The following is a 21,872-nucleotide window of genomic DNA, read 5'->3' as shown; positions in this document are numbered from 1 at the left end:
TTTTTGTTTTATCGCTTAGTGAGCACCGCCACCGCCGCTGCCCGCACCAAATGGCGGACGCGCAAACCACACCAGCACCAGCAAAATCAAGAACACGCCCGCTGACGCCCAGAAGATCTCATTCGCCGAGATAATCAGACCCTGATTCGTGATCTGCTGCGCAATATACGCCGATGCCTGCTGCTGGGTCATACCCAGGCTTTCCAGTTGGTCGTACATCTGTTGTGAATTGACGTTGTACGGATTCACAGACTCCGACAGATAGCTATGATGCATCGACTCACGATTGCTCCACATGGTGGTGGTAATCGAGGTACCGATGGAACCGGCCAGCGTACGAACGAAGTTCGACAGGCTCGATGCCGCCGCCATACGTTCTGGCGGTAAGCCTGACAGCGTAATGGTAGTAAGTGGCATAAAGAAGCACGCCACGGCAAAGCCCTGAATAAACTGCGGCCACGCTGACGCACCAAAATCCATGCCCGGCTCAAACGTGTAGGCGCGCCAGTAGAAACAGACGGCATACATGATGAAGCTGAAGGTCACCAGCTTACGCATATCCAGCTTGTGCGCGAAGCGACCAATAATCGGCGACAGGATCACCGGCAGAATCCCGACCGGTGCTGACGCCAATCCGGCCCAGGTGGCGGTGTAGCCATATACCTCCTGCAACAGCTGCGGCAGTAACACAATTGAGCCGAAGTAGAGCATATAGGCCAGGCTTATCGACAAACAGCCGATGGTGAAGTTGCGCATTTTGAACAACGACAAATCGACGATGGGGTGATCGTCGGTGAGCTCCCACACCAGCAACACCAATAGCGCCACCACGGCGACCACCATCAGAACGATGATTTCGGTGGAGCTAAACCAGTCGAGCTCTTTACCGCGATCGAGCATTACCTGCAGTGAGCCAATACCGACCACCAGCAGCACCAGGCCAACCATATCGATCGGGCGGATTTCAGTTTTGGTTTCACGTCCACGCAGCGTTTGCAGCGTCAGTAACACCACCACCAATCCAATCGGCACGTTGATGAAGAAGATCCAGCCCCAGTGATAGTTATCGCTGATCCAGCCGCCCAAAATCGGGCCGCAGATCGGCGCCACAATGACCGTCATCGCCCACAGCGAGAGTGCCACGCTGCGTTTCGCCGGCGGATAGTTGTTTAACAACAAACTCTGCGATAACGGAATCAGCGGACCGGCGACCACACCCTGAATGACACGGAAGAAGATCAGCATCTCAAGGCTTTCGGACATGCCGCAAGCCCAGGACGCGATCACAAACAGGATGGTCGACCACGTAAACAGCTTCACTTCACCGATGCGCTTCGCCAGCCAACCGGTAATGGGAATCGAAATGGCGTTCGCCACCCCGAAAGAGGTAATCACCCACGTGCCCTGCGAGTTCGAAGCACCGAGGTTACCGGCGATGGTTGGAATCGCCACGTTAGCGATGGTGGAGTCGAGTACCTGCATAAACGTCGCCAGCGACAAGGCGATAGTCATCAGGACTAACGGCGCACCTTCAAGCGGTTTTTGTGCCATAACAGCCTCCCGCGGCGTTAGTCAGCGTTGGCACGAACGATGTCAGTAATCAGCTGGTTAACCGGCGCGAGGTCGATTGCCAATGCATTACTTTCATAAGCGGCTTGCGAACGCATAGCACTGGCCAGCGTGGCGCCCTCTTTGTTCTGCGTGTCCACTTTCACCAGCGTGGAGAGGCCGATACGCAGCGGATGCTCCGCCACTTGTTTTGGATCCAGCTCAATACGCACTGGCAGGCGCTGCACCACTTTGATCCAGTTACCGGTGGCGTTCTGCGCGGGTAGCAGTGAGAAAGCGCTGCCGGTACCCATATCCAGACCCACCACTTTGCCGTGATACTCCACGTCATCGCCGTAGATATCGCTGATCACCGTGGCCGATTGGCCAATACGTACGCCCGCAAGCTGCGTCTCTTTAAAGTTCGCGTCGATCCACAGATTGGTGGACGGCACGACTGCCAGCAGCGGCGTAGTGGTAGAGATTTGCGAACCAACCTGCACGCTACGACGTGAAATGAAGCCATCAATTGGGCTACGGATGTCGGTACGCTGCAGTGCCAGCCATGCATCGCGCAGCTCGGCAGCACTCTGCTGCACCGCGGGCTGTTTTTCCAGCGAGGTATTCAGAATCATCGCCTGATTAGCGTTGTATTGCTGCTCCGCCACATCCAGCTGCGCTTTGGCCGTCGCAACGGCATCACGTGAGTGTTGCAGCTCTTCGCGGCCAATCAGATTAGACGCGCCCAGCGGTTCGCGGCGTTTCAAGTCAGCTTCGGCTTGATCCAGCGCGGTTTGCTGCAGCTTAATAGTGGCTTGATACTGCTTGCCATTGATCATCAACTGATGAGTTTGACGCACGCTGGTGGCCAAGGCGGTCTGCGCTTTTTCAAACGCCTGCTGCGCATCGGTTTTATCCAGCGAAACGAGCACGTCGCCTTTTTTCACCATGTCGGTGTTATCAAACCACACTTTGTTTACGCTGCCGGAAACCTGCGCCATCACCTGCACCTGGTTACCTGCGACGTAAGCATCATCAGTTTCCTGGAAGTGACGCAGCACCAGATACCAGTAAGCCAGATACGAAACACCAATAATTACAAACACGATAGCCAGCAGGATCAGCACACCTTTGCGCTTCTTCTTTTTATTCGCTGGCTGTTGCGGGCTTTGGGCTTCCGCTGTCGCACTCATGTCGTTCTCCACGTTTTCCATTTAGTCGGGATGTGCCGATCCTTCAACACGGTTGCCCGAGTCAAAAAAGCCAGCACTTAAGCGCTGGCCGGACAAAAGGGGATTAAAATAGCGATTTCGGAAGGTGATTGTGTCGCACTTCTTGCTATTAGCGCGACAGGGAAGCGATAACCTGATCTTCGTCCATTTTATCGAGACGGTTAAGTAACTTACGGGTAATCGATTCCAGCTGATCCTGCTCGTTGGTCGAAAGCGAAGACCACAAGTATTGCAGGCTCTGATGCTGCGGTGGCAGCAACTGACGTAAGAATTCATTGCCTTTTTCGGTCAAATGCAGATGCAGGCAGCGACGGTCGTTCTCGCTTTCACGGCGTTCAATCCAACCACGCTTCTCCAGCTCATCGGCGATACGCGTGGCGTTGGTGCGTGAAGATCCGAGCGCAGAACTCAGTTCTGAAGGCTGGATGCTCTGATTTTCCTGCGCATCGAGGGTAATCAGCGCCATGAATAAGGTCTCGTTAATTCCCTGCGCCTTCAACATTTTGTTGCGATTATCCAGCAGTTTTCCCTGCATGTGCATGCACAGACGGGTAAGAATGATCTCCTGCAGCGGAAAATCTTTATGGCGGTTAGCACGGATGTTTAGCATCTGTTCAATGGGAGTAAACGAACTTTCCATTTTAAAAAAACCTCTTAGTTGCAACTGGTATAGTAATGATGGTGACAGATTAAGCGTAGTCACAATTTCCGCAGGTGATTGTTAGCACGATCACATTGTCAACATCTGACATTCCAGGTTGTTCCTTAACCCTGGGCATTTCGCCCTGACATCCCGCCTGACAACACAGGCAGTCAATGCCATCAATTCATCTCAGGAAACCATTTTACTGATAAATAATTTCGTGAGAAAAAATAACTGTGGTGAATAACTGCGCTGCTAACCATAACAAAGCCAATCATCAATGAACAGTATTGCTCACCATTTTGGACCCGTCTTTACGATTTCTAAACACTTTTACAGCACAGGTTGTTCATTAAAATCAAAGTGTTGATTAACATTCGCTTAACAACACGCGTACGGATGCCAGACCAGCCAAAAGGATGGAATTCGATTGCCAAACGGGAAGCATTCATTGCGCGAGGATAAGAGAGATAATCATTGTTGGGTAATAGTAACCCAAAAAATTATTTCAATGGTGTGTTAATTAACAGGACGTACCAGTGCGCTATAGCGCACGCTTCGCTTACTAGCGGCAGGAAAAGGTTGAGGCAGCCACATACCGTAGCCGCACAATGTATTGCGCAGGGCTGTTTTACTGCATTGATGGTAAGAAAAACGGCGCGATAAATCGCGCCGCCACAATACAAACGCTAATGTAAATCCAGCGCGTTAATGCGTTATTTCGCTGCCGCCAGGGCGTCCTGAATCCACTTATCGAATTCAGCCTGATGACCTTTGATCCAGCCATCAACGTGGCCGTTGATGTCGGCTTCAGAAGCATGACCCGCATGCATCGCCGCATTCTCAGCATTGATGTCGCCAATTGGCAGCTTCATTTCAGCAAACAGTTTAGCCGCTGCCGGGTTCTTCTCGGTCCAGGCTTTGTTAGCGACGATGTGCATGGTATTCACCGGGAAACCGTAGTTAGCACCGTTTGCCAGCTTCGTATCGACTTTGCTCTGCTCGCCCGGCAGGGATGAGAACGGCACCTGCAGCCACACCACATCTTTACCCGGCTTCAGCACGTCGCTGACCCAATACGGTGTCCAGGTATAATAGAAGACCGGTTTGCCCTGCTTAAAGCGCGTGATGGTATCGGCAATCATCGCCGAGTAGTTGCCCTGATTATGCTCAACGGTATTGCTCAGCTTGTAAGCATCAATCTGGTGATTAATTACTGCTTCACAACCCCAGCCTGGCGTACAGCCGGTTAAATCCGCCTTACCATCGCCATTGGTATCAAACAGTTTGGCGATCTTTGGATCTTTCAGCTGCTCAATATTAGTGATGTGGTACTGCTCAGCGGTTTTCTTATCGATGAGGTAACCCTGTGCTGCGCCACCGACGTAGGTGCCCTGGCGATAAAACTTCGCATCGCCGCCCGCGGCTTTATACATATCGTCGTGCAGCGGTTTCCAGTTGGTGGCAATAAAGGTGGCATCACCGGCAGCGATGGTGGTGTACGCCACGTTGTAATCAATCTCGCTTGGCTTTTCAACGGTATAGCCAAGTTTCTCCAACGCGCGGCTCACCAGCAGCGTCTGGAAAGTCTCTTCAGAAATGGTGCTCTGAGTCGGTTTAACGGTGATGCCTTTACCGGGCAGGTCGGCGGCGGACACGTGCGTCGCGGCGAACGTCGTCAGGACGGCAGCGAATAGAGCTGTCTTGCGCATAGTCATTCCTTTTTTTACGTGTTACGTCGAAGACGGGCGGTCGCAGCGGACCGCCCATTGAAATCAGGCTTTTTTACTGAAAGGGCGTAGCAGCAAACCCAGCGGGCCGGTGCTGTACCAGTGGCGGCTGCCACGGCTGCGGCTGTCGCGGCCCATTGACTGCGTCAAACGATCGAGGATGATGGCAAGAATCACGATGCCCACGCCACCCACGGTAGCGAGGCCCATATCCAGTCGACCAATACCGCGCAGCACCATCTGGCCGAGACCGCCAACGGCGATCATCGAGGCGATCACCACCATCGACAGTGCCAGCATCAGCGTCTGGTTTACGCCGGCCATGATGGTCGGCATTGCCAGCGGCAGCTGCACTTTAAACAGCATCTGACGCGGGCTGGCACCGAAGGATTCGCTCGCTTCAATCAGATCGGCTGGCACCTGCTTAATGCCGAGAATGGTGAGGCGCACAATCGGCGGCAGCGCAAAGATGATGGTCACTACCACGCCCGGTACGTTGCCGATACCAAACAGCATCACGATTGGCACCAGATAAACGAAGGCCGGAGTGGTCTGCATTGCATCCAGCAGCGGACGGATAATGCGTGCGGCACGTTCGCTGCGCGCCAGCCAGATGCCGAGTGGCAAGCCGATGACGATGCAGAAAAACAGGGCGGTAAGCACCAGCGCTAACGTTACCATCGCCTGCGACCAGGCACCGATTGCGCCAATGGCAATCAGCGAGATCAGTGTGGCGATGCCCATCGCCGGGCTGGCAATCTGCCAGGCGATCAGGGCAAACACCACAATCGCCACCGGCGCAGGCATGCCGAGCAGCAACTGTTGGAACGCGCTGAGGATGTAATCCACCGGCACGCGAATGCCCTGAAACACCGGACGGAAATGGCTAACCACCCAATCAATGCCTTCGGTGACCCAGCTATCGAGTGGAATCCAGGTTTTATGGAACGGGTCCATAATGTTGAAATGCTCAGGCGCGGGAGCCGGTGCGCTGCTGAGCCAGTCGCTGCTGCTGCTGGCTGCACCGCTGGCGGCATCGTGGCCACCGCTGCTGGCTGCAGACGGATCGCCCCATGCATCGGCGCTGCCGGAGCTGCTATCCGCCGGCGCGGCACTGCCGCTCGCCCAGGGATCGCTGCTGCTGGCGGCGGCGTTGGCATCGGTTGTGGCGGGTTGCTGCGTGATTTGGCTGGCGCTTTCCCACGGATTCGACGTTTGTGCACTCATATTTAGGCTCCTTCACGGTCTAAAGCGCGCAATAGCATGCTTTTCGAAATGATACCGACGTACTGATTCTCCTCGCTGACCACCGGCACGGCGCAGGGCGCTTGTGCAACATGGGACAGCAGATCGTTCAGGGAGGTATCAGCAGGAACCGCTAAAGGCGTGTCGAGTAGCGCGCTATCCAGCCCTTCACCGGCGGCCAGTGCGGCTTTCAGTGAATCGGTAGAAACCACGCCGACAAACTTCTGTTTCTCCAGCACATAGCCATATTCGCGATCTTCATCCTGCAACAGTTTGATAGCGGATCGCGGACCAAAACCCGCCGCTTTACGGATCAGTGATCCCGCGCTGCGACGCGCAATATCTTTGGCGCTAAATACGTGGCTGATATCGACGCCGCGGAAGAAGGTACGCACATAATTGTTGGCGGGATTATTAAGGATTTCATCCGGAGTGCCGACCTGTACCACTTCGCCGCCCTGCATAATGGCAATGCGATCGCCAATACGCATCGCTTCATCAAGGTCGTGAGAAATAAATACGATGGTGCGCTGATGTTTCGCCTGCAGTTTTACCAGTTCATCCTGCATTTCGGTACGAATCAGCGGATCAAGTGCTGAGAAGGCTTCATCCATTAATAAAATATCAGGATTAATGGCCAAAGCGCGGGCTAATCCAACGCGTTGACGCATGCCGCCAGAAAGTTCGTCGGGATAAGAATGGGCGTAATTATCCAGGCCAACCTGACGCAATGCGTCTAGCGCTTTTTCCTGCCGTTCCGCCAAAGGGACGCCAGCTAATTCCATGCCAAAGGCGGCATTATTTAGCACCGTCAGATGTGGCATGAGCGCGAAGGATTGGAATACCATGCTGATCTTATTTCTGCGTACTTCACGCAGTTCCGAATCCGATATTTTGGCAATATCGACACCGTCTATGATTACCTGGCCGCGGGTGGGCTCTATCAGACGATTGAGAAGGCGAACCATGGTGGACTTACCTGAACCTGAAAGCCCCATGATGACGAAGATCTCGCCTTCTTCAATGGCCAGACTGGCATTTTTGACGCCGACCGAGAGACCGGTTTTTGCCAGAACACTCTCTTTGCTTTCGCCTTTATCAATCAGCTTAAATGCCTTTTCGGGATTATCCCCAAATACTTTATATAAATTCTTTACTTCGAGTTTAATTGCCATGCAGTAATTAATTTCCCGGTTAAATGTTTAACTATTTCTTGTTGTGGTCCTGATTAAAATTAAGCGCCCTATACCCTAACATAGTGAAATTATCTGACAACCCTGAATGGCGATATTCGGCGGCGTGCGACTGCACGAATAGCTAAAATCGCCAGTGCTCACAAGGGATGCGCGTGGATTAATTTTTTGCGGTTGATAAGTGAAATTATGCGTGTTTCGGTCTGTTTCAGGTGCAGAGTGGCCGAAAAGTTATCCAAATTGAAGAAATATAAGTGAAATAAATGGATGAGATAAGCGGAAATAAAATGGAGTTAAAATATAATTATCACTGAATTAATACGCTAAATAATTCGCGTCACAGCAAGGCGACAAGCCCGCTCGCCCCAGGAGCATAGTGAACTATGTGACTGGGAAGAGTGGGCGCAGTCAACGCAGCAGTGGCGCGAAGTATGACGCGTATTAGAAGTTCCAGTCTTCGTCTTCGGTTTCTACGGCCTTCCCCATAACATAAGACGATCCTGAGCCGGAGAAAAAGTCATGGTTTTCATCGGCATTAGGCGACAGTGCGGACAAAATCGCGGGATTCACCGCAGTCAACTCCGCCGGGAACAGCGCTTCGTAGCCGAGGTTCATCAGCGCTTTATTGGCGTTGTAGTGCAGGAACGTTTTCACCTCTTCCGCCCAGCCCACTTCGCCGTAAAGCGCTTCGGTATACACCACTTCGTTTTCATACAGCGCCAGCAGCAAATCAATCGCAAACTGTTGCAACTCTTCACGGCGACCTTCATCGACGTTTTCCAGTGCTTTTTGGTACTTATAACCGATGTAATAGCCGTGAACCGCTTCGTCACGAATGATAAGACGAATCAGGTCGGCGGTGTTGGTCAGCTTGCCACGGCTCGACCAATACATCGGCAGCCAGAACCCGGAATAGAACAGGAACGATTCAAGGAACACGCTGGCAATTTTCTTCTTCAGCGGATCCTCGGCGCGATAGTGCTCCAGCACAATCTTTGCCTTGTTCTGTAGCGCGTCGTTCTCTTCACTCCAGCGATAGGCTGCATCGACATCCGCGGTATTACACAGTGTGGAGAAAATTGAGCTGTACGAACGCGCATGCACCGCTTCCATAAAGGAGATGTTCGACAGCACCGCTTCTTCGTGCGGCGTGATGGCATCGTCCATCAGGCCTGGCGCACCGATCACATTCTGGATGGTGTCGAGCAGCGTCAAACCGGTAAACACCCGAATGGTCAGCTGCTGTTGCTGGTGGTCCAGCGATTGCCACGCTGGCAGATCGTTGGAGAGCGGTACCTTTTCCGGCAGCCAGAAGTTGCTGGTCAGACGGTTCCACACTTCGAGGTCTTTCTCGTCCTGGATACGGTTCCAGTTAATCGCTTGAATTTGTTTTAGTTGCATAGTTTTCATCACAGTGAGCAGGAGACGCAGCCCTGTACCTCGGTGCCTTGCAGCGCCATCTGGCGCAGACGAATGTAATAGAGCGTTTTGATGCCTTTCTTCCACGCGTAAATCTGCGCTTTGTTGATATCGCGCGTGGTGACGTCGTCGCGGAAGAACAGCGTCAGCGACAAGCCTTGATCGACGTGCTGCGTGGCTTCGGCGTAAGTATCAATAATCGCTTCCGGCCCAATCGAGTAGGCATCCTGATAAAGGTCGAGATTGTCGTTGGTCATAAACGGTGCCGGATAATAGACGCGGCCGGTTTTGCCCTCTTTACGGATCTCAATGCGCGACACAATCGGGTGAATGCTGGAGGTCGCATGGTTGATGTACGAGATGGAACCGGTTGGCGGAATCGCCTGCAGGTTCTGGTTGTACAGTCCATGCTGCATGACCGCTGCACGCAGCGCTTGCCAGTCGGCCTGCGTGGGGAGGGCAATCCCGGCATCGGCAAACAGTTTTTCCACCCGCGCGGTGCGCGGCAGCCAGGCTTGTTCGATGTACTTATCGAAGTAAGTGCCGCTGGCGTATTGCGACGCGGCAAAACCATCGAAACGCTGCTGATGCTCCTGCGCCAGCAGGTTTGAGGTGCGCACGGCGTGGTAGGTGACGCAATAGAAGTAGAGATTGGTGAAGTCCAGCGCCTCTTCTGAACCGTACGCCATGCCTTCACGCGCCAGATACCCGTGCAGGTTCATCTGACCAAGGCCGATAGCGTGCGAACGGCGATTGCCTTCCGCCACCGACGGCACCGAATTGATCTCACTCATTTCGGACACGGCGGTCAACGCACGCACGGCGGTTTCCACGGTTTGCGCCAGATTGCGTGAATCCATGGCATGCGCAATGTTGAGCGAACCAAGGTTGCAGGAGATATCTTTGCCGATGCGACGATAGCTGAGATCGTCATAGAACTCGCTGGCGCTGTTGACCTGCAAAATCTCGGAACAGAGGTTGCTCATGTTGATGCGGCCGGCAATCGGGTTGCTGCGGTTAACGCTATCTTCAAACATGATGTACGGATAGCCCGATTCAAACTGAATCTCCGCCAGCGTCTGGAAGAAATCGCGCGGCTTGATGTAGGTTTTGGTGATGCGATCGTCCGCCAGCATCTCGTCGTAAAGCTCGCTGATGCTGATATCACCGAAGGCTTTGCCGTAGATGCGTTCGACATCATACGGCGAGAACAGCGCCATATCGCGATTCTCTTTCGCCAGCTGGAAGGTGATATCCGGGATCACCACGCCGAGCGACAGCGTTTTAATACGGATTTTCTCGTCGGCGTTTTCGCGTTTGGTATCAAGGAAGCGGAAGATATCCGGGTGATGCGCGTTCAGCCACACCGCGCCTGCGCCTTGACGCGCGCCAAGCTGATTGGCGTAGGAAAACGCATCTTCCAGCATTTTCATCACCGGAATCACGCCGGACGACTGGTTTTCAATGCGCTTAATCGGCGCACCCGATTCACGCAGGTTGGAGAGCAGAAACGCCACACCGCCGCCGCGTTTGGATAGCTGCAACGCCGAGTTCACCGCGCGACCAATCGATTCCATATTGTCTTCGATGCGCAGCAGGAAGCAGGAGACCAGCTCGCCGCGCTGCTGCTTACCGCAGTTGAGGAAAGTGGGCGTAGCAGGCTGGAAGCGACCGCTGAGCATTTCCGCCAGCAGCTCGCGCGCTAAGGTTTCGTTGCCGCGTGCCAGCGTCAGCGCCACCATGCAGGCGCGCTGTTCGAAGGTTTCCAGATAGCGTTTGCCGTCGAAGGTTTTCAGCGTGTAGCTGGTGTAAAACTTCCACGCACCGAGGAAGGTGTGAAACTGAAAACCCGCCGCATCGGCTTCGTCATGCAGCTGGCACAGGAAATCGAATTCGTACTGATTCAGCACCTCGGCTTCGTAGTAGCCTTCGGCCACCAGATAGCGCAGGCGCTCGCCCGCAGAAGCAAACTGCACGGTATTGGGTTGCACATGCTGCAGGAAAAACTGGCGCGTGGCGTCGTGATCTTTGCTGAACTGGATGCGGCCATCGGCGTCATACAGGTTCAGCATCGCGTTGAGCGCGTGGTAATCGGTTAGCGAGCTGTTCAGGGTGTCTGTCGTTGCCAAAATTGGGTCACTCCCGCTTTTACATTAGCGATATCGTCGGGGGTTCCCATCAGCTCAAAGCGGTAGAGATAAGGAACCTGACATTTCTGCGCAATGATGTCGCCCGCCAGGCAATAGCCTGCACCGAAGTTGCGGTTACCGGCAGCTATCACCCCGCGAATCCCGCGTCGGTTGGCATCATCATTGAGGAATTGAATAACTTGTCTGGGCACGGCACCGCGCGAACTGCCGCCGCCGTAGCTCGGCACCACTAAAATGTAGGGCTGTTCGATATGCAGGCGCTGCTTGCCATCAACCGGAATGCGGCGGGCAGGCAGCCCCAGACGAGTGATAAATCGGTGCGTGTTTTCCGACTGGCTAGAGAAATAGACCAGTGGACACATGGCTTATCCCCCGACCGCCGCCAGCTGGTGCAGGCCGGCGATTTTGTCGGGACGGAAGCCGCTCCAGTGATCGTCTTGCGTCATCACCACTGGCACCTGGCGATAGCCGAGTGATTTGAGGTTGTCGATGGCTTCAGGTTGGCTATCAAGATTGATCAGCTGATAGTCGATACCTTTGCGGTCCATGGCATTTTTTGTCGCGTTGCACTGGACACAGTTATCTTTGGTGTAAATAATAATGCGCATGATTCGTATTTCCCTTTGATTGCGGTCAGATTGCGAGATACGAAGCAAAATCCGGTTTGCATCGAACTTCGTCCTTGACGACATTTGGTGACTGATTGATGAGTTGAATACTAGATGTAGTGTTGTTTAGGGTCAAGCCCACCAGATATAGGGATTTCTGGTTTAGAACATCGGAAAATCGCTAAGCCCAGAGATCATGCACCTTCCAGGCCGGAAAAATATTTTGTAAAGAGAATGAGGTGGGAGGGCTGGTCGATCTTGTGCGATCGGCCATCATCCCAACCTTCTCCCGCAGGCGGGAGAAGGGGCCGATCGCGCAAACTATTCCCTCTCCCGCTTACGGGAGAGGGCTAGGGTGAGGGAAAGCGCGCACGAACTGCGCCCACAAAAAAGCCCCGCATCAGCGAGGCTTTTTAGGTCTATTTACAGGACAGGCCTATCGGCGTGAAGATACCAACAGCGCGCCCAGTACCAGACCGATAGCAGCACCGACGCCAACGCCGTGCCACGGTTTGTCGTGTACATAGGCATCAACCTGCGTACCCGCATCACGTGCCGCCTGCGATACGCGACTCTGTCCACCGCTCAGTTTGGCACGCGTCTGCTTCAGCAGCGCCTGCGCCTGACTGCGCGCGCTATCAACCTCGTCTTTGGCTTCACTGCCATAAGATTTAAGTAACGCCTCTAGCGAATCGGCCAGTTCGTTTACATCCTGATTGATATCAATGTCATCGTTTTTTGCGCTTCGATTAAACATTTTTTAGCTCCCTTTGATTTAAAACGTAATACTCAGTGTAGACGAAGCGTGATTAAACGCAGGGATGTGCCAGGCTTTAGGGAAAATTCCGAATGCCCATGCCATCCTGCTGCTGTAAGGTTGCGGGGCTGTGAGAAGAGAGGAGCAAGCATGTATTTACGACCCGATGAGGTAGCACGCGTACTTGAGAAAGCGGGCTTCGAAATGGATACCCAGACGCCAAAGATTTACGGTTATCGCCGCGGCGAAAACTATGTTTACGTTAATCGCGAAGCGCGTATGGGACGTACCGCATTGATTATTCACCCGACGCTGAAAGAGAAAAGCCACAACTTCGCTGAACCGGCGTCAGAAATGAAAACCTGCGATCATTACACGCAATTCCCGCTCTACCTGATGGGCGATTCGCAGGAACATTATGGCATTCCGCACGGCTTCAGCTCGCGCGTTGCGCTTGAGCGTTATCTTCAGGGCGTATTCGGCGCCTAATGCTGCGCCCCGTTTTCGCGGGGCCGCAAACCTTTCCCATCCCATTCATTACTCTTTGCCGCATTGCAAATCCGCACGCTGACGCGTATAAACTTGTGTCCATATAGATGTTCAGACGTCCATACGGATAAATATCATGCAAACTCAGGATACGCCTCCTCAAGAAAATTTTAAGCGCACCATGAAAGTACGGCATCTGGTGATGCTGTCGCTCGGCGGCGTGATCGGTACCGGATTGTTCTTCAATACGGGCTACATCATCTCAACCACCGGTGCAGCCGGTACGTTACTGGCCTATTTGATTGGCGCGCTGGTGGTGTGGCTGGTGATGGTATGCCTGGGAGAATTGGCCGTCGCGATGCCGGAAACTGGCGCGTTCCATGTTTATGCTGCGCGCTATCTCAGCCCGGCAACCGGTTATACCGTCGCCTGGCTTTATTGGCTGACCTGGACAGTCGCGCTGGGTTCGAGCCTGACCGCCGCCGGATTCTGTATGCAGTACTGGTTCCCGAGCGTGCCGGTGTGGCTGTGGTGTCTGGTGTTTTGCATTGCCATTTATCTGCTGAATATTGTCTCAACGCGCTTCTTTGCTGAAGGTGAATTCTGGTTCTCTATCATCAAAGTGATCACCATCATCGCCTTTATCATTCTCGGCGCGGGGGCGATCTTTGGTTTTATTCCGATGAAAGACGGCAGCGCTGCGCCAGGATTGCATAATCTCACCGCCTCCGGCTGGCTGCCGCACGGCACGCTGCCGATTCTGATGACCATGGTGGCGGTCAACTTCGCTTTCTCGGGCACGGAATTGATCGGTATTGCCGCCGGTGAAACCGAGCAGCCGCAAAAAGCGCTGCCGCTGGCGATCCGCACCACCGTCGCCCGTTTAATCATCTTCTTTATCGGCACGGTATTCGTGCTGGCAGCGTTGATCCCAATGGATCAGGCGGGCATCGTCAAAAGTCCGTTTGTGCTGGTGTTCGAAAAGATCGGTATTCCGTATGCCGCCGATATCTTCAACTTCGTGATCCTTACTGCGATTCTTTCCGCCGCCAACTCAGGCCTGTATGCTTCCGGCCGCATGTTGTGGTCGCTGGCCAATGAGAACACGCTGCCGCGCTGTTTTGCCCGGGTTAACCGCCGCGGTATTCCGGTGCTGGCGCTGACGGTTAGCATGGTTGGCGGCCTGTTGGCGCTGTTCTCCAGCGTCATTGCGCCGGATACGGTATTTGTGGCGCTGTCGGCGATTTCTGGTTTTGCCGTGGTGGCGGTGTGGCTGAGTATTTGTGCCTCACATTATGTGTTCCGCCGTCGTCATCTGCAGGCGGGGGGCACCTTAAAGGAACTCGCGTATCGCGCGCCGCTCTATCCGTTGACGCCAATTCTCGGCTTCCTGCTGTGTCTGCTGGCGTGTATCGGTTTGGCCTTCGATCCATCGCAGCGCATTGCGCTGTGGTGCGGCATTCCATTTGTGCTGTTCTGCTATGCCGCATACCATGTGACACAACGACGTAAGTCATCTCTTAAGGCTGAGGAGGCCAACGATGTCGCGTAATCCCATCGCGCAGGCACTAACCCAAACTGACACGCTGATTCTGGATGGTGCGCTGGCGACCGAACTGGAGGCGCGCGGCTGTAATCTGGCCGATGCGCTGTGGTCCGCCAAAGTGCTGATGGAAAATCCTGAACTGATTTATCAGGTGCATCACGACTATTTTGCCGCTGGCGCACATGTGGCGATCACCGCCAGTTATCAGGCTACACCGCAGGGATTTGCCGCGCGCGGATTAGATGAAGCGCAGGCGCTAGAACTGATCGCTCAGAGCGTGCAACTGGCGCAGCGGGCGCGTGACGACTATCGTGCATCTTCCGCCAGCACAGCGCCGCTGTTGGTGGCCGGTTCGGTCGGGCCGTATGGCGCGTTTCTGGCTAATGGTGCGGAGTATCGCGGTGATTACGCGCTGCCGGAAGAGGAAATGAAAGCGTTCCACCGTCCGCGCGTTCAGGCGTTGCTGGAAGCCGGTGTGGATCTGCTGGCATGCGAAACATTGCCGTCCTTTGCCGAAGCGCAGGCGCTGGTCAGTTTGCTGGCCGAATTTCCTGACAGCAGCGCATGGTTCTCCTTTACCCTGCGCGATGCCGAACACATCAGCGACGGTACGCCGTTAAGCAAAGTGGCCGAGCTGGTGAATGCGACGCCGCAGGTGGCGGCAATTGGCCTCAACTGCGTGGCGCTGGAGAGCGTGACGCCCGCGCTGCGTAACTTGCAGGCGCAGAGTGACAAACCGCTGCTGGTCTATCCGAATTCCGGCGAGCAATACGATGCCAGCAGCAAAACCTGGCACTCGGCGCCGTCGGGCTGCACGCTGCATGACAAGTTCGCCGAATGGCAGCAGGCTGGTGCACGTCTGATTGGCGGCTGCTGCCGTACCACCCCGCAAGATATCGCGGCGATTGCGGCTTGTTGTCAACCGCAATAAAGCGCAGAAAATCATCAGTACTAGCGCGATTAAGCTCAGCCAGGGCAGTTTACACTGTCCTATCTGATGCTGAAGCGGACCTGCTATGAACCTGCGACTTCTTTTTCCTGCTTGTGCGCTGTTGCTGAGCGGCTGCGCCACTATTGTCGGCACTGAAACGCAACCGGTAAAAATCGACTCCTTGCCGCAAGGCGCGCGTTTCACCGTGCAGGATGAGACCGGCCGCGCGGTGGCGCAGGGCTATACGCCGCAAACCGTCGAGCTGGCGAAATCTACCGGTAATTATTTTGGTAAGAAGCACTATCAGGTAATGCTGGAGAGCCCGGGCTACGTGCCGATAACCTTGCCGATCGAGGCGAATGCCAATCTGTGGTATTTGCTGGGCAATATTCCGCTGTTGGGTTTTCCCGGCTGGCTGCTGGTCGATCCTTTCTATGGCGGCATGTACGATCTCAAACCTGAACATCCGCAACCGAAGCTGAATGTGGTGGGCGCACGCGGCTGATATTCAGGTGCGCATGAATGCGCACCCTACGAAAACCCGGCTGCATTAACGTAGGGTCGCCATTCATGGCGACCAAACAATCACTGCGCGGTTGGCTTCACCATCGCATTGGCAGGCTTATGCTGCGCCAGATATTGCTGCTGGAAAATGCACATGCGGATGGTGTTGCGATATTCGCCGTTGATGAAAAACTCGTGCTTGAGCACGCCTTCCACCTCAAAACCCAGCTTGGTGTAGATGTGAATCGCCTTCTTATTTTCCTGATCAACAATCAGATAGAGTTTGTAGAGATTCAGCACCGAAAAGCCGTAATCCATCGCTAACTTCGCCGCTTTGGTGGCTAAGCCTTTGCCCTGATGTGAAGGATCGATAATGATCTGAAACTCAGCACGGCGATGCACGTGGTTAATCTCGACCAACTCCACCAGACCGGCTTTGTGCCCATCATGCTCGACCACGAAACGACGCTCGGTTTGGTCATGGATATGTTTGTCATACAGGTCTGAAAGCTCGACAAACGCTTCGTACGGCTCTTCAAACCAATAACGCATCACGCTCGCGTTATTATCTAATTGATGCACAAAGCGTAAATCTTCCCGCTCCAGCGGACGTAACTTAACCGTCATACGGTGTTCCTTGTTGTTGAATGTTGCTCCACGATGCGGCCTTGCGCCATGCGTGCCGCGCGATCGCACATGTGATCGATCACATCGGGATCGTGGCTGACCAACACCATGGTTAAACCATCTTTCTGTTTCAGATCGTTCAGCAGGTTGAGGATCTCGGCCTGCACCGACATATCTAGCGCTGAGGTCGGCTCATCCAGCAGCAAAATCTTCGGTTCCAGCAGCAGGGCGCGCACAATCGCCACGCGCTGGCGCTGACCGCCTGAAAGCTGATGCGGATAGCGATCCGCCAGCGCCGGATCCAGTCCGACATGGCGGAACCCGGCATTAATACGGTCGTCGATATTATCACGCTTGAGCATTTTTAGCGGCTCCGCCAGCGTGCGGCGCAGGCGATGGCGTGGATGCAGCGAGGCGTACGGATCCTGAAATACCATTTGCACATCGCGGCGCAGCTGTCCGGTAAACGCGTGGCCAGGCTGTACCGCGGTGCCCGCCAGCGACATGCTGCCGCTCCAGTGCGGATTCAATCCCGCCAGCACCCACAGCAGCGATGACTTGCCGCAGCCGGATGGCCCAACCAGACCAAAACACTCTCCGGCCGCGACCTGCAACGACACATCGTGTACCACGGTGCGCAGCTCGTAACCTTGCTTGTGCGATACGCTGAGGTTGGATAACTCAATCATAATTTTTCTCCAGCGCCGCGCGATCCAGTACCGGCAAACGCTCACCGTGCGTGGCCTTACTCGGACGACAGGCCCACAACGTGCTGGTGTAAGGATGGCTGGCGTTGGCCAACTCGGCGGCCGGCAAGGTATCCAGCACCCGGCCCTGATACATCACCATCACGCGTTCGCAGTGTTCGGAAACCTGTTGCAGATCGTGACTGATCAGCAACAAACCCATGTTGCGCTGCTCCACCAGACGACGAATCAGCGCCAGCACCTGATCGCGCATCGCGTGATCGAGCGCTGACGTCGGCTCATCAGCGATCAGCAATTCAGGATCGGTAATCAGGGCGATCGCCAGCATCACGCGTTGACCCATGCCGCCAGAGAGTTGATGCGGATAGCGCTTCATTAACTGACGCGGATCGGGCAACCCGACGGCATCCAGCATCTCGCACACTTTTTCTTTGCGCTCGGCGCGGCTCAATTTGTGGTGCAGCACCAGCGGTTCTTCTACCTGCCAGCCGATAGTGCGCGTGGGATTGAGGGCGTATTTAGGATCCTGCATCACCATCGCCACTTTGCTGCCGCGCAGCTGGATCCAATCACGCTCGCGCAGGCTCAACGCATCGGTGCCGACAATCTGCAAGCGATCGGCCTGCAAATGCAGCGCAGGCGACAGCAAGCCCATCAGCGTGCGCGCGGTGAGGGATTTACCCGAACCGGATTCACCTACCAGCGCAACACGTTCGCGGCCAATTTGAAAGCCGATGTTATCGACCAACAGCGCATCATCGCTGCGAATCGTCAGGCCTTGTACATCAATTAACAGATCATTTGGCATGGCGAGTATCCAGTCGGTCACGCAGGCCATCGCCTGTCAGGTTAAACGCCAGGCTGGCGAACAGAATGGCACCGCCGGGTGCGGCAGCAACCCACCATTGGTCAAAGATCACTTTACTGCCTTCAGCCACCATCGAACCCCATTCGGCAGTGGGCGGTTGCACGCCCATACCGAGGAAGCCCAACCCGGCCGCTGAAAGAATAATGCCACCAAGACTCAGCGCGGCGCGCACTACCGCCGTTGGCATACACAGCGGCAGAATATGGCCAAACATCAGGCGCAAGCCGGTGATGCCCTGCATACGCGCGGCAGCAAGATAATCACTGCGGCGCAGCGCCAGCGTTTCTGCACGCGCCTGACGCGCAAACGGCGGCCAACTGGTGAGTGCCAGCGCCAGCGCGCCATTCATCAAACCGGGGCCGAGCATGGCGACCAGCGCCAGCGCGATCACCAGATTGGGTAGCGAGAGGAAGATATCGGTTATGCGCATCAACACGCGCTCGGTCCAGCCGCCAACGTAACCGGCAGTGATGCCGACCAGCAGGCCAACCGGAATGGTCAGTACCAGAATCAGTGACACCAGCAGCAGCGTCGGGCGCGCACCGTAAATTACGCGTGACAGTAAATCGCGACCAAAGCCATCGGTGCCAAACCAGTGCAGCGCCGACGGCGCTTGTAAGCGCTGTGAAATGATCTGCGCATTGGGATCAAACGGTGCCAGCAACGGCGCGAACAGCGCCATCGCCACCACAATCAGCACCAGCGTCAGACCGAGGGTGAGCGAGGTCACCCGCGCACGACGGCGGCGCGGGCGCAGCGTTTCGAGTTCAGAGAGTTGTTGAGTCATCGGGTTCTCGGATCGGTTAACCAGGTCAGGGCATCGGCCAGCGCATTAAGCAGAATAAAGCAGCTGCCAATTAGCAAGGTCGAGCCGAGAATCGCCGGTACATCAGAGGAAAACAGTGCGTTAGTCATGTAGCGACCCACGCCAGGCCAGGCAAACACCGTTTCGGTCAGCACCGAACCTTCCAGCAGCGTGGCGTAGGAGAGGGCGATGACGGTAATCAGCGTGCCGAGCACGTTGGGGAAAATATGACGCAGCAGGATGCGACCACGGCTTGCGCCCTTGGCGCGCGCCAGAACCACATACTCTTTGTTGCTCTCTTCCAGCAGCGCCGCGCGCAGCAGGCGCGTAATGCCCGCCATCGCCAGCAGGCCGAGTATCACCACCGGCAGCCACAAATGGGCAATTGCATTGCGGAACATCTCGGGATCGCCGGACATCCAGCTATCGATCAGCACAAAGCCGGTTTTCGGCTCCAGTGTGTAAATCCAGATGTCATCGAGCTGGCCCGGCCCGGCGGACCAGTGCAGCACGGCGTAAAACAGCAGCAAACCCAGCAAACCGAGCCAGAACACCGGCACAGAGTAGCCGAGGAGCGAAACAAAGCGCGCCACGTTATCGATGAGGCTACCCGGTTTCCACGCTGCCAGCAGCGCTAAGGCAATGCCGAATACCGCGGCAAAAATCATCGCACAGGTTGCCAGCTCAATGGTGGCCGGAAAGGTGCGCATCAGGTCGGCGCTGACCGGCTGATTAGTGAGATGCGATAAACCGAGATCGCCGCGTGCCAGATGGCTGATATAGCGCCAGAACTGCACCAGCACCGGTTGATCGAGGCCGAGATCGTGGCGCACCTGCGTATAGGTGGCTTCGCTAGCGTGATCGCCAGCGATCTGTTGCACCGGATCAACAGGCGACAGGTGCGACAGCATAAAAGTGAACGCTAACAAACCGACCAGCGTCACCAGCAGCGACAGCAAGCTGGTGACGATGTGGCTAACACGTTGCCAGAGTGGCCGGGCGAACCCGGCCTGTGAAGCTGACACTGCCATTACTTAGAAACCTGCGAGTAATACACCATGTCCGGATTGATGCCTTGCACATAGCCTTGCAGATTGTCGCGCAGCGCAATCAAGTTTTTTGCCTGTAAGCCAATCACGTACGGTGAGTTCTTCAGCACTTCACGCTGCATCGCCTGATACAGCTCGACACGCTTGTTCGTGTCGCTCTCGGCGGTGGCCGCCAGCGTTTGCTTGTTCAACTCGGGTGTATGCCAGTCAGAACGGTAGGCGATGGTTTTGCTGCCATCTTCCGGGTTGTAGGCGAAGGACGCGGCGTTGGTATTGGGATCGAAATAGTCTGCGCCCCAGGCGTTCAGGGTGGCTTCGTATTTGTGCGCTTTCACGCGGGTAGAGACTTCTGAGCTAAGGCCAGGCTGCACTTCAACTTTCACGCCGCCTTTGGCGAAGCTGCCCTGCAATGCCTGGGCGATGTCGAGGTACGGCGGTTGGTTGCTGGTGGACAGCGTAAAGCTAACATTGGTCAGGCCGGCTTTCTTCAGAATGGCTTTGGCTTTCTCAGGATCGTAGCTGTATGGCGTGTCGTTGATTGCGCCAAGGAAGCCTTTCGGCAGGAAGGTCTGATGCACGTCGAACTGGCCTTTCAGCAGATCGTTGGCGATACCTTTATAGTCGAACAGGTAACGAGCCGCTTCCCACAGCGCCGGATTCTTCAGCACTGGATTTTCACCCACGTTGAACTGGATGTAATAAAGCGACGCCATGGGAATCGCTTCGGTCTTCACGCCCGCTTTGCCTTTCAGCGAGGCGATCTGATCAGCACCGAGGTTACGCGCAATATCCACATCGCCCTGTTCCAGCAGCAGACGACGCGCAGCTGGTTCCGGTACGTTCTTGATCAGGATGTTTTTCAGCTTCGGAGCGCCCGCGGGAGAAGTCGGGTTAGCCGACAGCAGAATCGCTTCATGTAGCACGACTTTACGAATCTGATACGGGCCGCTACCGGCAGAGTGAGTCCCGAGCCATGCGTGACCAAAGTCGCCATTCTTCGCGTTGGCTTGCGCGGTTTTCTCATCAACAATTGAAGAGACCGGTGCGGAGAGCAGGCTGAGAACATAGGCCGGACTGACGTTAGCGCTCCAGCTGATCTGCACGTGGTTGTCATCTACCTTCTTCAGGAAGGTATCGACGTTGTCTTTATTCCAGCCGAGTTGGGTAAGAATAAAGGAGGGATCGAGATTCAGTTTCACCACGCGACCCAGCGAGAAGATCACATCTTCCGGACGCAGCGGATTGCCGCTGGCGAACTGTGCGCCTTTGCGCAGCTCGAACGTCAGGCTGCGGTTATCGCTGCCCGCTTGCCATGACGTGGCCAGCGTCGGCTTTAAGTCGATGGGATTAGTGGGATCGGACTGAACCAGACGCTGATAAATGTTAGTGAAAGCTTGCACTGTGGTCAGTTCAAAGCCCTGAGCGGGATCGAAGCTATCAGCATCATCCGTTGACTGGGCAATCACCAGGGTATCTTTTGGCGTCGCTGCCTGAACAGAGAAGGCAGCTACCAGCGATAACGCCAGCAGTGAGGGAATAATTTTTTTCATGTGTTGTTTCCTTGCCTAAAAAAAGTAACGCGAGTTTACGAGAGCGCAGCAATGAAGAATAGTCATTTTCAGGCTATGCATATGCATTAATGATCTAAGCCGAAGGGTTCAGTTATAAGGGGTGTTGTCGATCTAAAGCTGTTTGCCCGGTGCGCATAAATGCGCACCCTACAAATGCTCAGCGATATTGTCGAGGCGCCATTAACGGCGACCGGAATAGTTAATATCAACCCAACTACAACGAAATTTAAATGGTTAGTGAGTTACAGAT

General features: G+C 54.9%; 21 protein-coding genes. 4 read left to right on the top strand and 17 right to left on the bottom strand.

The genetic code is table 11. The annotated features are described in order from the left end of the window. Positions 1–15: 15 nt before the first annotated feature. From emrB to AC6I8K_RS14300, 11 genes are all read right to left on the bottom strand, one after another. Positions 16–1,551: a multidrug efflux MFS transporter permease subunit EmrB gene (gene emrB / locus AC6I8K_RS14350; RefSeq protein ID WP_064739633.1), complete on the bottom strand. Its 1,536-nt coding sequence runs from the start codon at positions 1,549–1,551 to the stop codon at positions 16–18. A gap of 17 nt (positions 1,552–1,568) precedes the next feature. Beyond that, positions 1,569–2,741 carry a multidrug efflux MFS transporter periplasmic adaptor subunit EmrA gene (gene emrA / locus AC6I8K_RS14345; RefSeq protein WP_064739691.1) on the bottom strand — a complete coding sequence of 391 codons (1,173 nt, stop codon included), beginning with the start codon at positions 2,739–2,741 and terminating at the stop codon, positions 1,569–1,571. Between the two features lie 148 nt (positions 2,742–2,889). Then, the gene (gene mprA, locus AC6I8K_RS14340) at positions 2,890–3,420 is read right to left on the bottom strand and encodes a transcriptional repressor MprA (RefSeq protein ID WP_008101638.1); all 531 of its coding nucleotides are present in this window, start codon (positions 3,418–3,420) and stop codon (positions 2,890–2,892) included. Positions 3,421–4,139: 719 nt separating this feature from the next. Next, positions 4,140–5,141 (bottom strand): glycine betaine/L-proline ABC transporter substrate-binding protein ProX, encoded by a 1,002-nt coding sequence (gene proX, locus AC6I8K_RS14335; RefSeq protein ID WP_483816004.1) that lies wholly within the window; start codon positions 5,139–5,141, stop codon positions 4,140–4,142. A gap of 57 nt (positions 5,142–5,198) precedes the next feature. Continuing rightward, a complete protein-coding gene (gene proW / locus AC6I8K_RS14330) occupies positions 5,199–6,380 on the bottom strand; it encodes a glycine betaine/L-proline ABC transporter permease ProW (protein ID WP_497826937.1) in 1,182 nt (393 codons plus the stop codon). 2 nt (positions 6,381–6,382) lie between these two features. Continuing rightward, positions 6,383–7,573, bottom strand: coding sequence for a glycine betaine/L-proline ABC transporter ATP-binding protein ProV (gene proV / locus AC6I8K_RS14325; protein ID WP_483816002.1), 1,191 nt, complete (start codon positions 7,571–7,573; stop codon positions 6,383–6,385). Between the two features lie 459 nt (positions 7,574–8,032). Beyond that, positions 8,033–8,992: a class 1b ribonucleoside-diphosphate reductase subunit beta gene (nrdF, locus tag AC6I8K_RS14320; protein WP_497826936.1), complete on the bottom strand. Its 960-nt coding sequence runs from the start codon at positions 8,990–8,992 to the stop codon at positions 8,033–8,035. A gap of 8 nt (positions 8,993–9,000) precedes the next feature. Next, on the bottom strand, positions 9,001–11,139 hold the full coding sequence (gene nrdE, locus AC6I8K_RS14315; protein WP_497826935.1) for a class 1b ribonucleoside-diphosphate reductase subunit alpha: 2,139 nt from the start codon (positions 11,137–11,139) through the stop codon (positions 9,001–9,003). Next, positions 11,118–11,522: a class Ib ribonucleoside-diphosphate reductase assembly flavoprotein NrdI gene (nrdI, locus tag AC6I8K_RS14310; protein WP_483815999.1), complete on the bottom strand. Its 405-nt coding sequence runs from the start codon at positions 11,520–11,522 to the stop codon at positions 11,118–11,120. Before nrdI ends, nrdE begins: the two co-directional genes overlap by 22 nt. 3 nt (positions 11,523–11,525) lie before the next feature. Beyond that, positions 11,526–11,768, bottom strand: coding sequence for a glutaredoxin-like protein NrdH (gene nrdH / locus AC6I8K_RS14305; protein WP_064739627.1), 243 nt, complete (start codon positions 11,766–11,768; stop codon positions 11,526–11,528). Positions 11,769–12,204: 436 nt separating this feature from the next. Further along, a complete protein-coding gene (locus AC6I8K_RS14300; RefSeq protein WP_064739626.1) occupies positions 12,205–12,525 on the bottom strand; it encodes a DUF883 family protein in 321 nt (106 codons plus the stop codon). Between the two features lie 150 nt (positions 12,526–12,675). Here AC6I8K_RS14300 and AC6I8K_RS14295 point away from each other — a divergent pair, with 150 nt between their 5' ends. The 4 genes from AC6I8K_RS14295 (at position 12,676) to AC6I8K_RS14280 (ending at position 15,996) form a co-directional block, all read left to right on the top strand. Next, complete coding sequence (locus AC6I8K_RS14295; RefSeq protein WP_064739625.1) at positions 12,676–13,014, top strand: DUF2002 family protein; 339 nt, start codon at positions 12,676–12,678, stop codon at positions 13,012–13,014. Between the two features lie 136 nt (positions 13,015–13,150). Then, on the top strand, positions 13,151–14,566 hold the full coding sequence (gene mmuP / locus AC6I8K_RS14290; protein ID WP_064739624.1) for an S-methylmethionine permease: 1,416 nt from the start codon (positions 13,151–13,153) through the stop codon (positions 14,564–14,566). After that, a complete protein-coding gene (mmuM, locus tag AC6I8K_RS14285; protein WP_483815998.1) occupies positions 14,556–15,491 on the top strand; it encodes a homocysteine S-methyltransferase in 936 nt (311 codons plus the stop codon). Before mmuP ends, mmuM begins: the two co-directional genes overlap by 11 nt. 85 nt (positions 15,492–15,576) lie before the next feature. Further along, complete coding sequence (locus AC6I8K_RS14280) at positions 15,577–15,996, top strand: hypothetical protein (RefSeq protein WP_064739622.1); 420 nt, start codon at positions 15,577–15,579, stop codon at positions 15,994–15,996. A gap of 80 nt (positions 15,997–16,076) precedes the next feature. Here the strand turns inward: AC6I8K_RS14280 and speG are convergent, their stop codons facing one another. The 6 genes from speG to AC6I8K_RS14250 are packed head-to-tail and all read right to left on the bottom strand — an operon-like array spanning position 16,077 to position 21,601. Then, entirely contained in the window at positions 16,077–16,622 is a 546-nt protein-coding gene (gene speG, locus AC6I8K_RS14275) for a spermidine N1-acetyltransferase (RefSeq protein WP_064739621.1), read from the bottom strand. Further along, positions 16,619–17,311: an ABC transporter ATP-binding protein gene (locus tag AC6I8K_RS14270; RefSeq protein ID WP_497826934.1), complete on the bottom strand. Its 693-nt coding sequence runs from the start codon at positions 17,309–17,311 to the stop codon at positions 16,619–16,621. Before AC6I8K_RS14270 ends, speG begins: the two co-directional genes overlap by 4 nt. Beyond that, on the bottom strand, positions 17,304–18,137 hold the full coding sequence (locus AC6I8K_RS14265; RefSeq protein ID WP_497826933.1) for an ABC transporter ATP-binding protein: 834 nt from the start codon (positions 18,135–18,137) through the stop codon (positions 17,304–17,306). Before AC6I8K_RS14265 ends, AC6I8K_RS14270 begins: the two co-directional genes overlap by 8 nt. Continuing rightward, positions 18,127–18,984, bottom strand: a complete 858-nt coding sequence (locus AC6I8K_RS14260) for an ABC transporter permease (RefSeq protein ID WP_064739618.1) — start codon at positions 18,982–18,984, stop codon at positions 18,127–18,129. Before AC6I8K_RS14260 ends, AC6I8K_RS14265 begins: the two co-directional genes overlap by 11 nt. Continuing rightward, positions 18,981–20,033 carry an ABC transporter permease gene (locus AC6I8K_RS14255; protein WP_483815995.1) on the bottom strand — a complete coding sequence of 351 codons (1,053 nt, stop codon included), beginning with the start codon at positions 20,031–20,033 and terminating at the stop codon, positions 18,981–18,983. The genes AC6I8K_RS14260 and AC6I8K_RS14255 overlap by 4 nt, the downstream gene beginning before the upstream one ends. Then, positions 20,033–21,601, bottom strand: coding sequence for an ABC transporter substrate-binding protein (locus AC6I8K_RS14250; protein ID WP_064739616.1), 1,569 nt, complete (start codon positions 21,599–21,601; stop codon positions 20,033–20,035). The genes AC6I8K_RS14255 and AC6I8K_RS14250 overlap by 1 nt, the downstream gene beginning before the upstream one ends. Positions 21,602–21,872 lie beyond the last annotated feature (271 nt).

This window comes from Pantoea sp. X-Soil-ISGK-421 (genome assembly GCF_059730785.1).
This window is presented reverse-complemented; position numbering and strand designations above follow the sequence as displayed.

What these genes read in the sequence shown, in the direction of transcription:
- emrB (WP_064739633.1), bottom strand. Translation starts at nt 1,551, where the DNA reads ATGGCACAAAAACCGCTTGAAGGTGCGCCGTTAGTCCTGATGACTATC.
- emrA (WP_064739691.1), bottom strand. Translation starts at nt 2,741, where the DNA reads ATGAGTGCGACAGCGGAAGCCCAAAGCCCGCAACAGCCAGCGAATAAA.
- mprA (WP_008101638.1), bottom strand. Translation starts at nt 3,420, where the DNA reads ATGGAAAGTTCGTTTACTCCCATTGAACAGATGCTAAACATCCGTGCT.
- proX (WP_483816004.1), bottom strand. Translation starts at nt 5,141, where the DNA reads ATGACTATGCGCAAGACAGCTCTATTCGCTGCCGTCCTGACGACGTTC.
- proW (WP_497826937.1), bottom strand. Translation starts at nt 6,380, where the DNA reads ATGAGTGCACAAACGTCGAATCCGTGGGAAAGCGCCAGCCAAATCACG.
- proV (WP_483816002.1), bottom strand. Translation starts at nt 7,573, where the DNA reads ATGGCAATTAAACTCGAAGTAAAGAATTTATATAAAGTATTTGGGGAT.
- nrdF (WP_497826936.1), bottom strand. Translation starts at nt 8,992, where the DNA reads ATGCAACTAAAACAAATTCAAGCGATTAACTGGAACCGTATCCAGGAC.
- nrdI (WP_483815999.1), bottom strand. Translation starts at nt 11,522, where the DNA reads ATGTGTCCACTGGTCTATTTCTCTAGCCAGTCGGAAAACACGCACCGA.
- nrdH (WP_064739627.1), bottom strand. Translation starts at nt 11,768, where the DNA reads ATGCGCATTATTATTTACACCAAAGATAACTGTGTCCAGTGCAACGCG.
- AC6I8K_RS14300 (WP_064739626.1), bottom strand. Translation starts at nt 12,525, where the DNA reads ATGTTTAATCGAAGCGCAAAAAACGATGACATTGATATCAATCAGGAT.
- AC6I8K_RS14295 (WP_064739625.1), top strand. Translation starts at nt 12,676, where the DNA reads ATGTATTTACGACCCGATGAGGTAGCACGCGTACTTGAGAAAGCGGGC.
- mmuP (WP_064739624.1), top strand. Translation starts at nt 13,151, where the DNA reads ATGCAAACTCAGGATACGCCTCCTCAAGAAAATTTTAAGCGCACCATG.
- mmuM (WP_483815998.1), top strand. Translation starts at nt 14,556, where the DNA reads ATGTCGCGTAATCCCATCGCGCAGGCACTAACCCAAACTGACACGCTG.
- AC6I8K_RS14280 (WP_064739622.1), top strand. Translation starts at nt 15,577, where the DNA reads ATGAACCTGCGACTTCTTTTTCCTGCTTGTGCGCTGTTGCTGAGCGGC.
- speG (WP_064739621.1), bottom strand. Translation starts at nt 16,622, where the DNA reads ATGACGGTTAAGTTACGTCCGCTGGAGCGGGAAGATTTACGCTTTGTG.
- AC6I8K_RS14270 (WP_497826934.1), bottom strand. Translation starts at nt 17,311, where the DNA reads ATGATTGAGTTATCCAACCTCAGCGTATCGCACAAGCAAGGTTACGAG.
- AC6I8K_RS14265 (WP_497826933.1), bottom strand. Translation starts at nt 18,137, where the DNA reads ATGCCAAATGATCTGTTAATTGATGTACAAGGCCTGACGATTCGCAGC.
- AC6I8K_RS14260 (WP_064739618.1), bottom strand. Translation starts at nt 18,984, where the DNA reads ATGACTCAACAACTCTCTGAACTCGAAACGCTGCGCCCGCGCCGCCGT.
- AC6I8K_RS14255 (WP_483815995.1), bottom strand. Translation starts at nt 20,033, where the DNA reads ATGGCAGTGTCAGCTTCACAGGCCGGGTTCGCCCGGCCACTCTGGCAA.
- AC6I8K_RS14250 (WP_064739616.1), bottom strand. Translation starts at nt 21,601, where the DNA reads ATGAAAAAAATTATTCCCTCACTGCTGGCGTTATCGCTGGTAGCTGCC.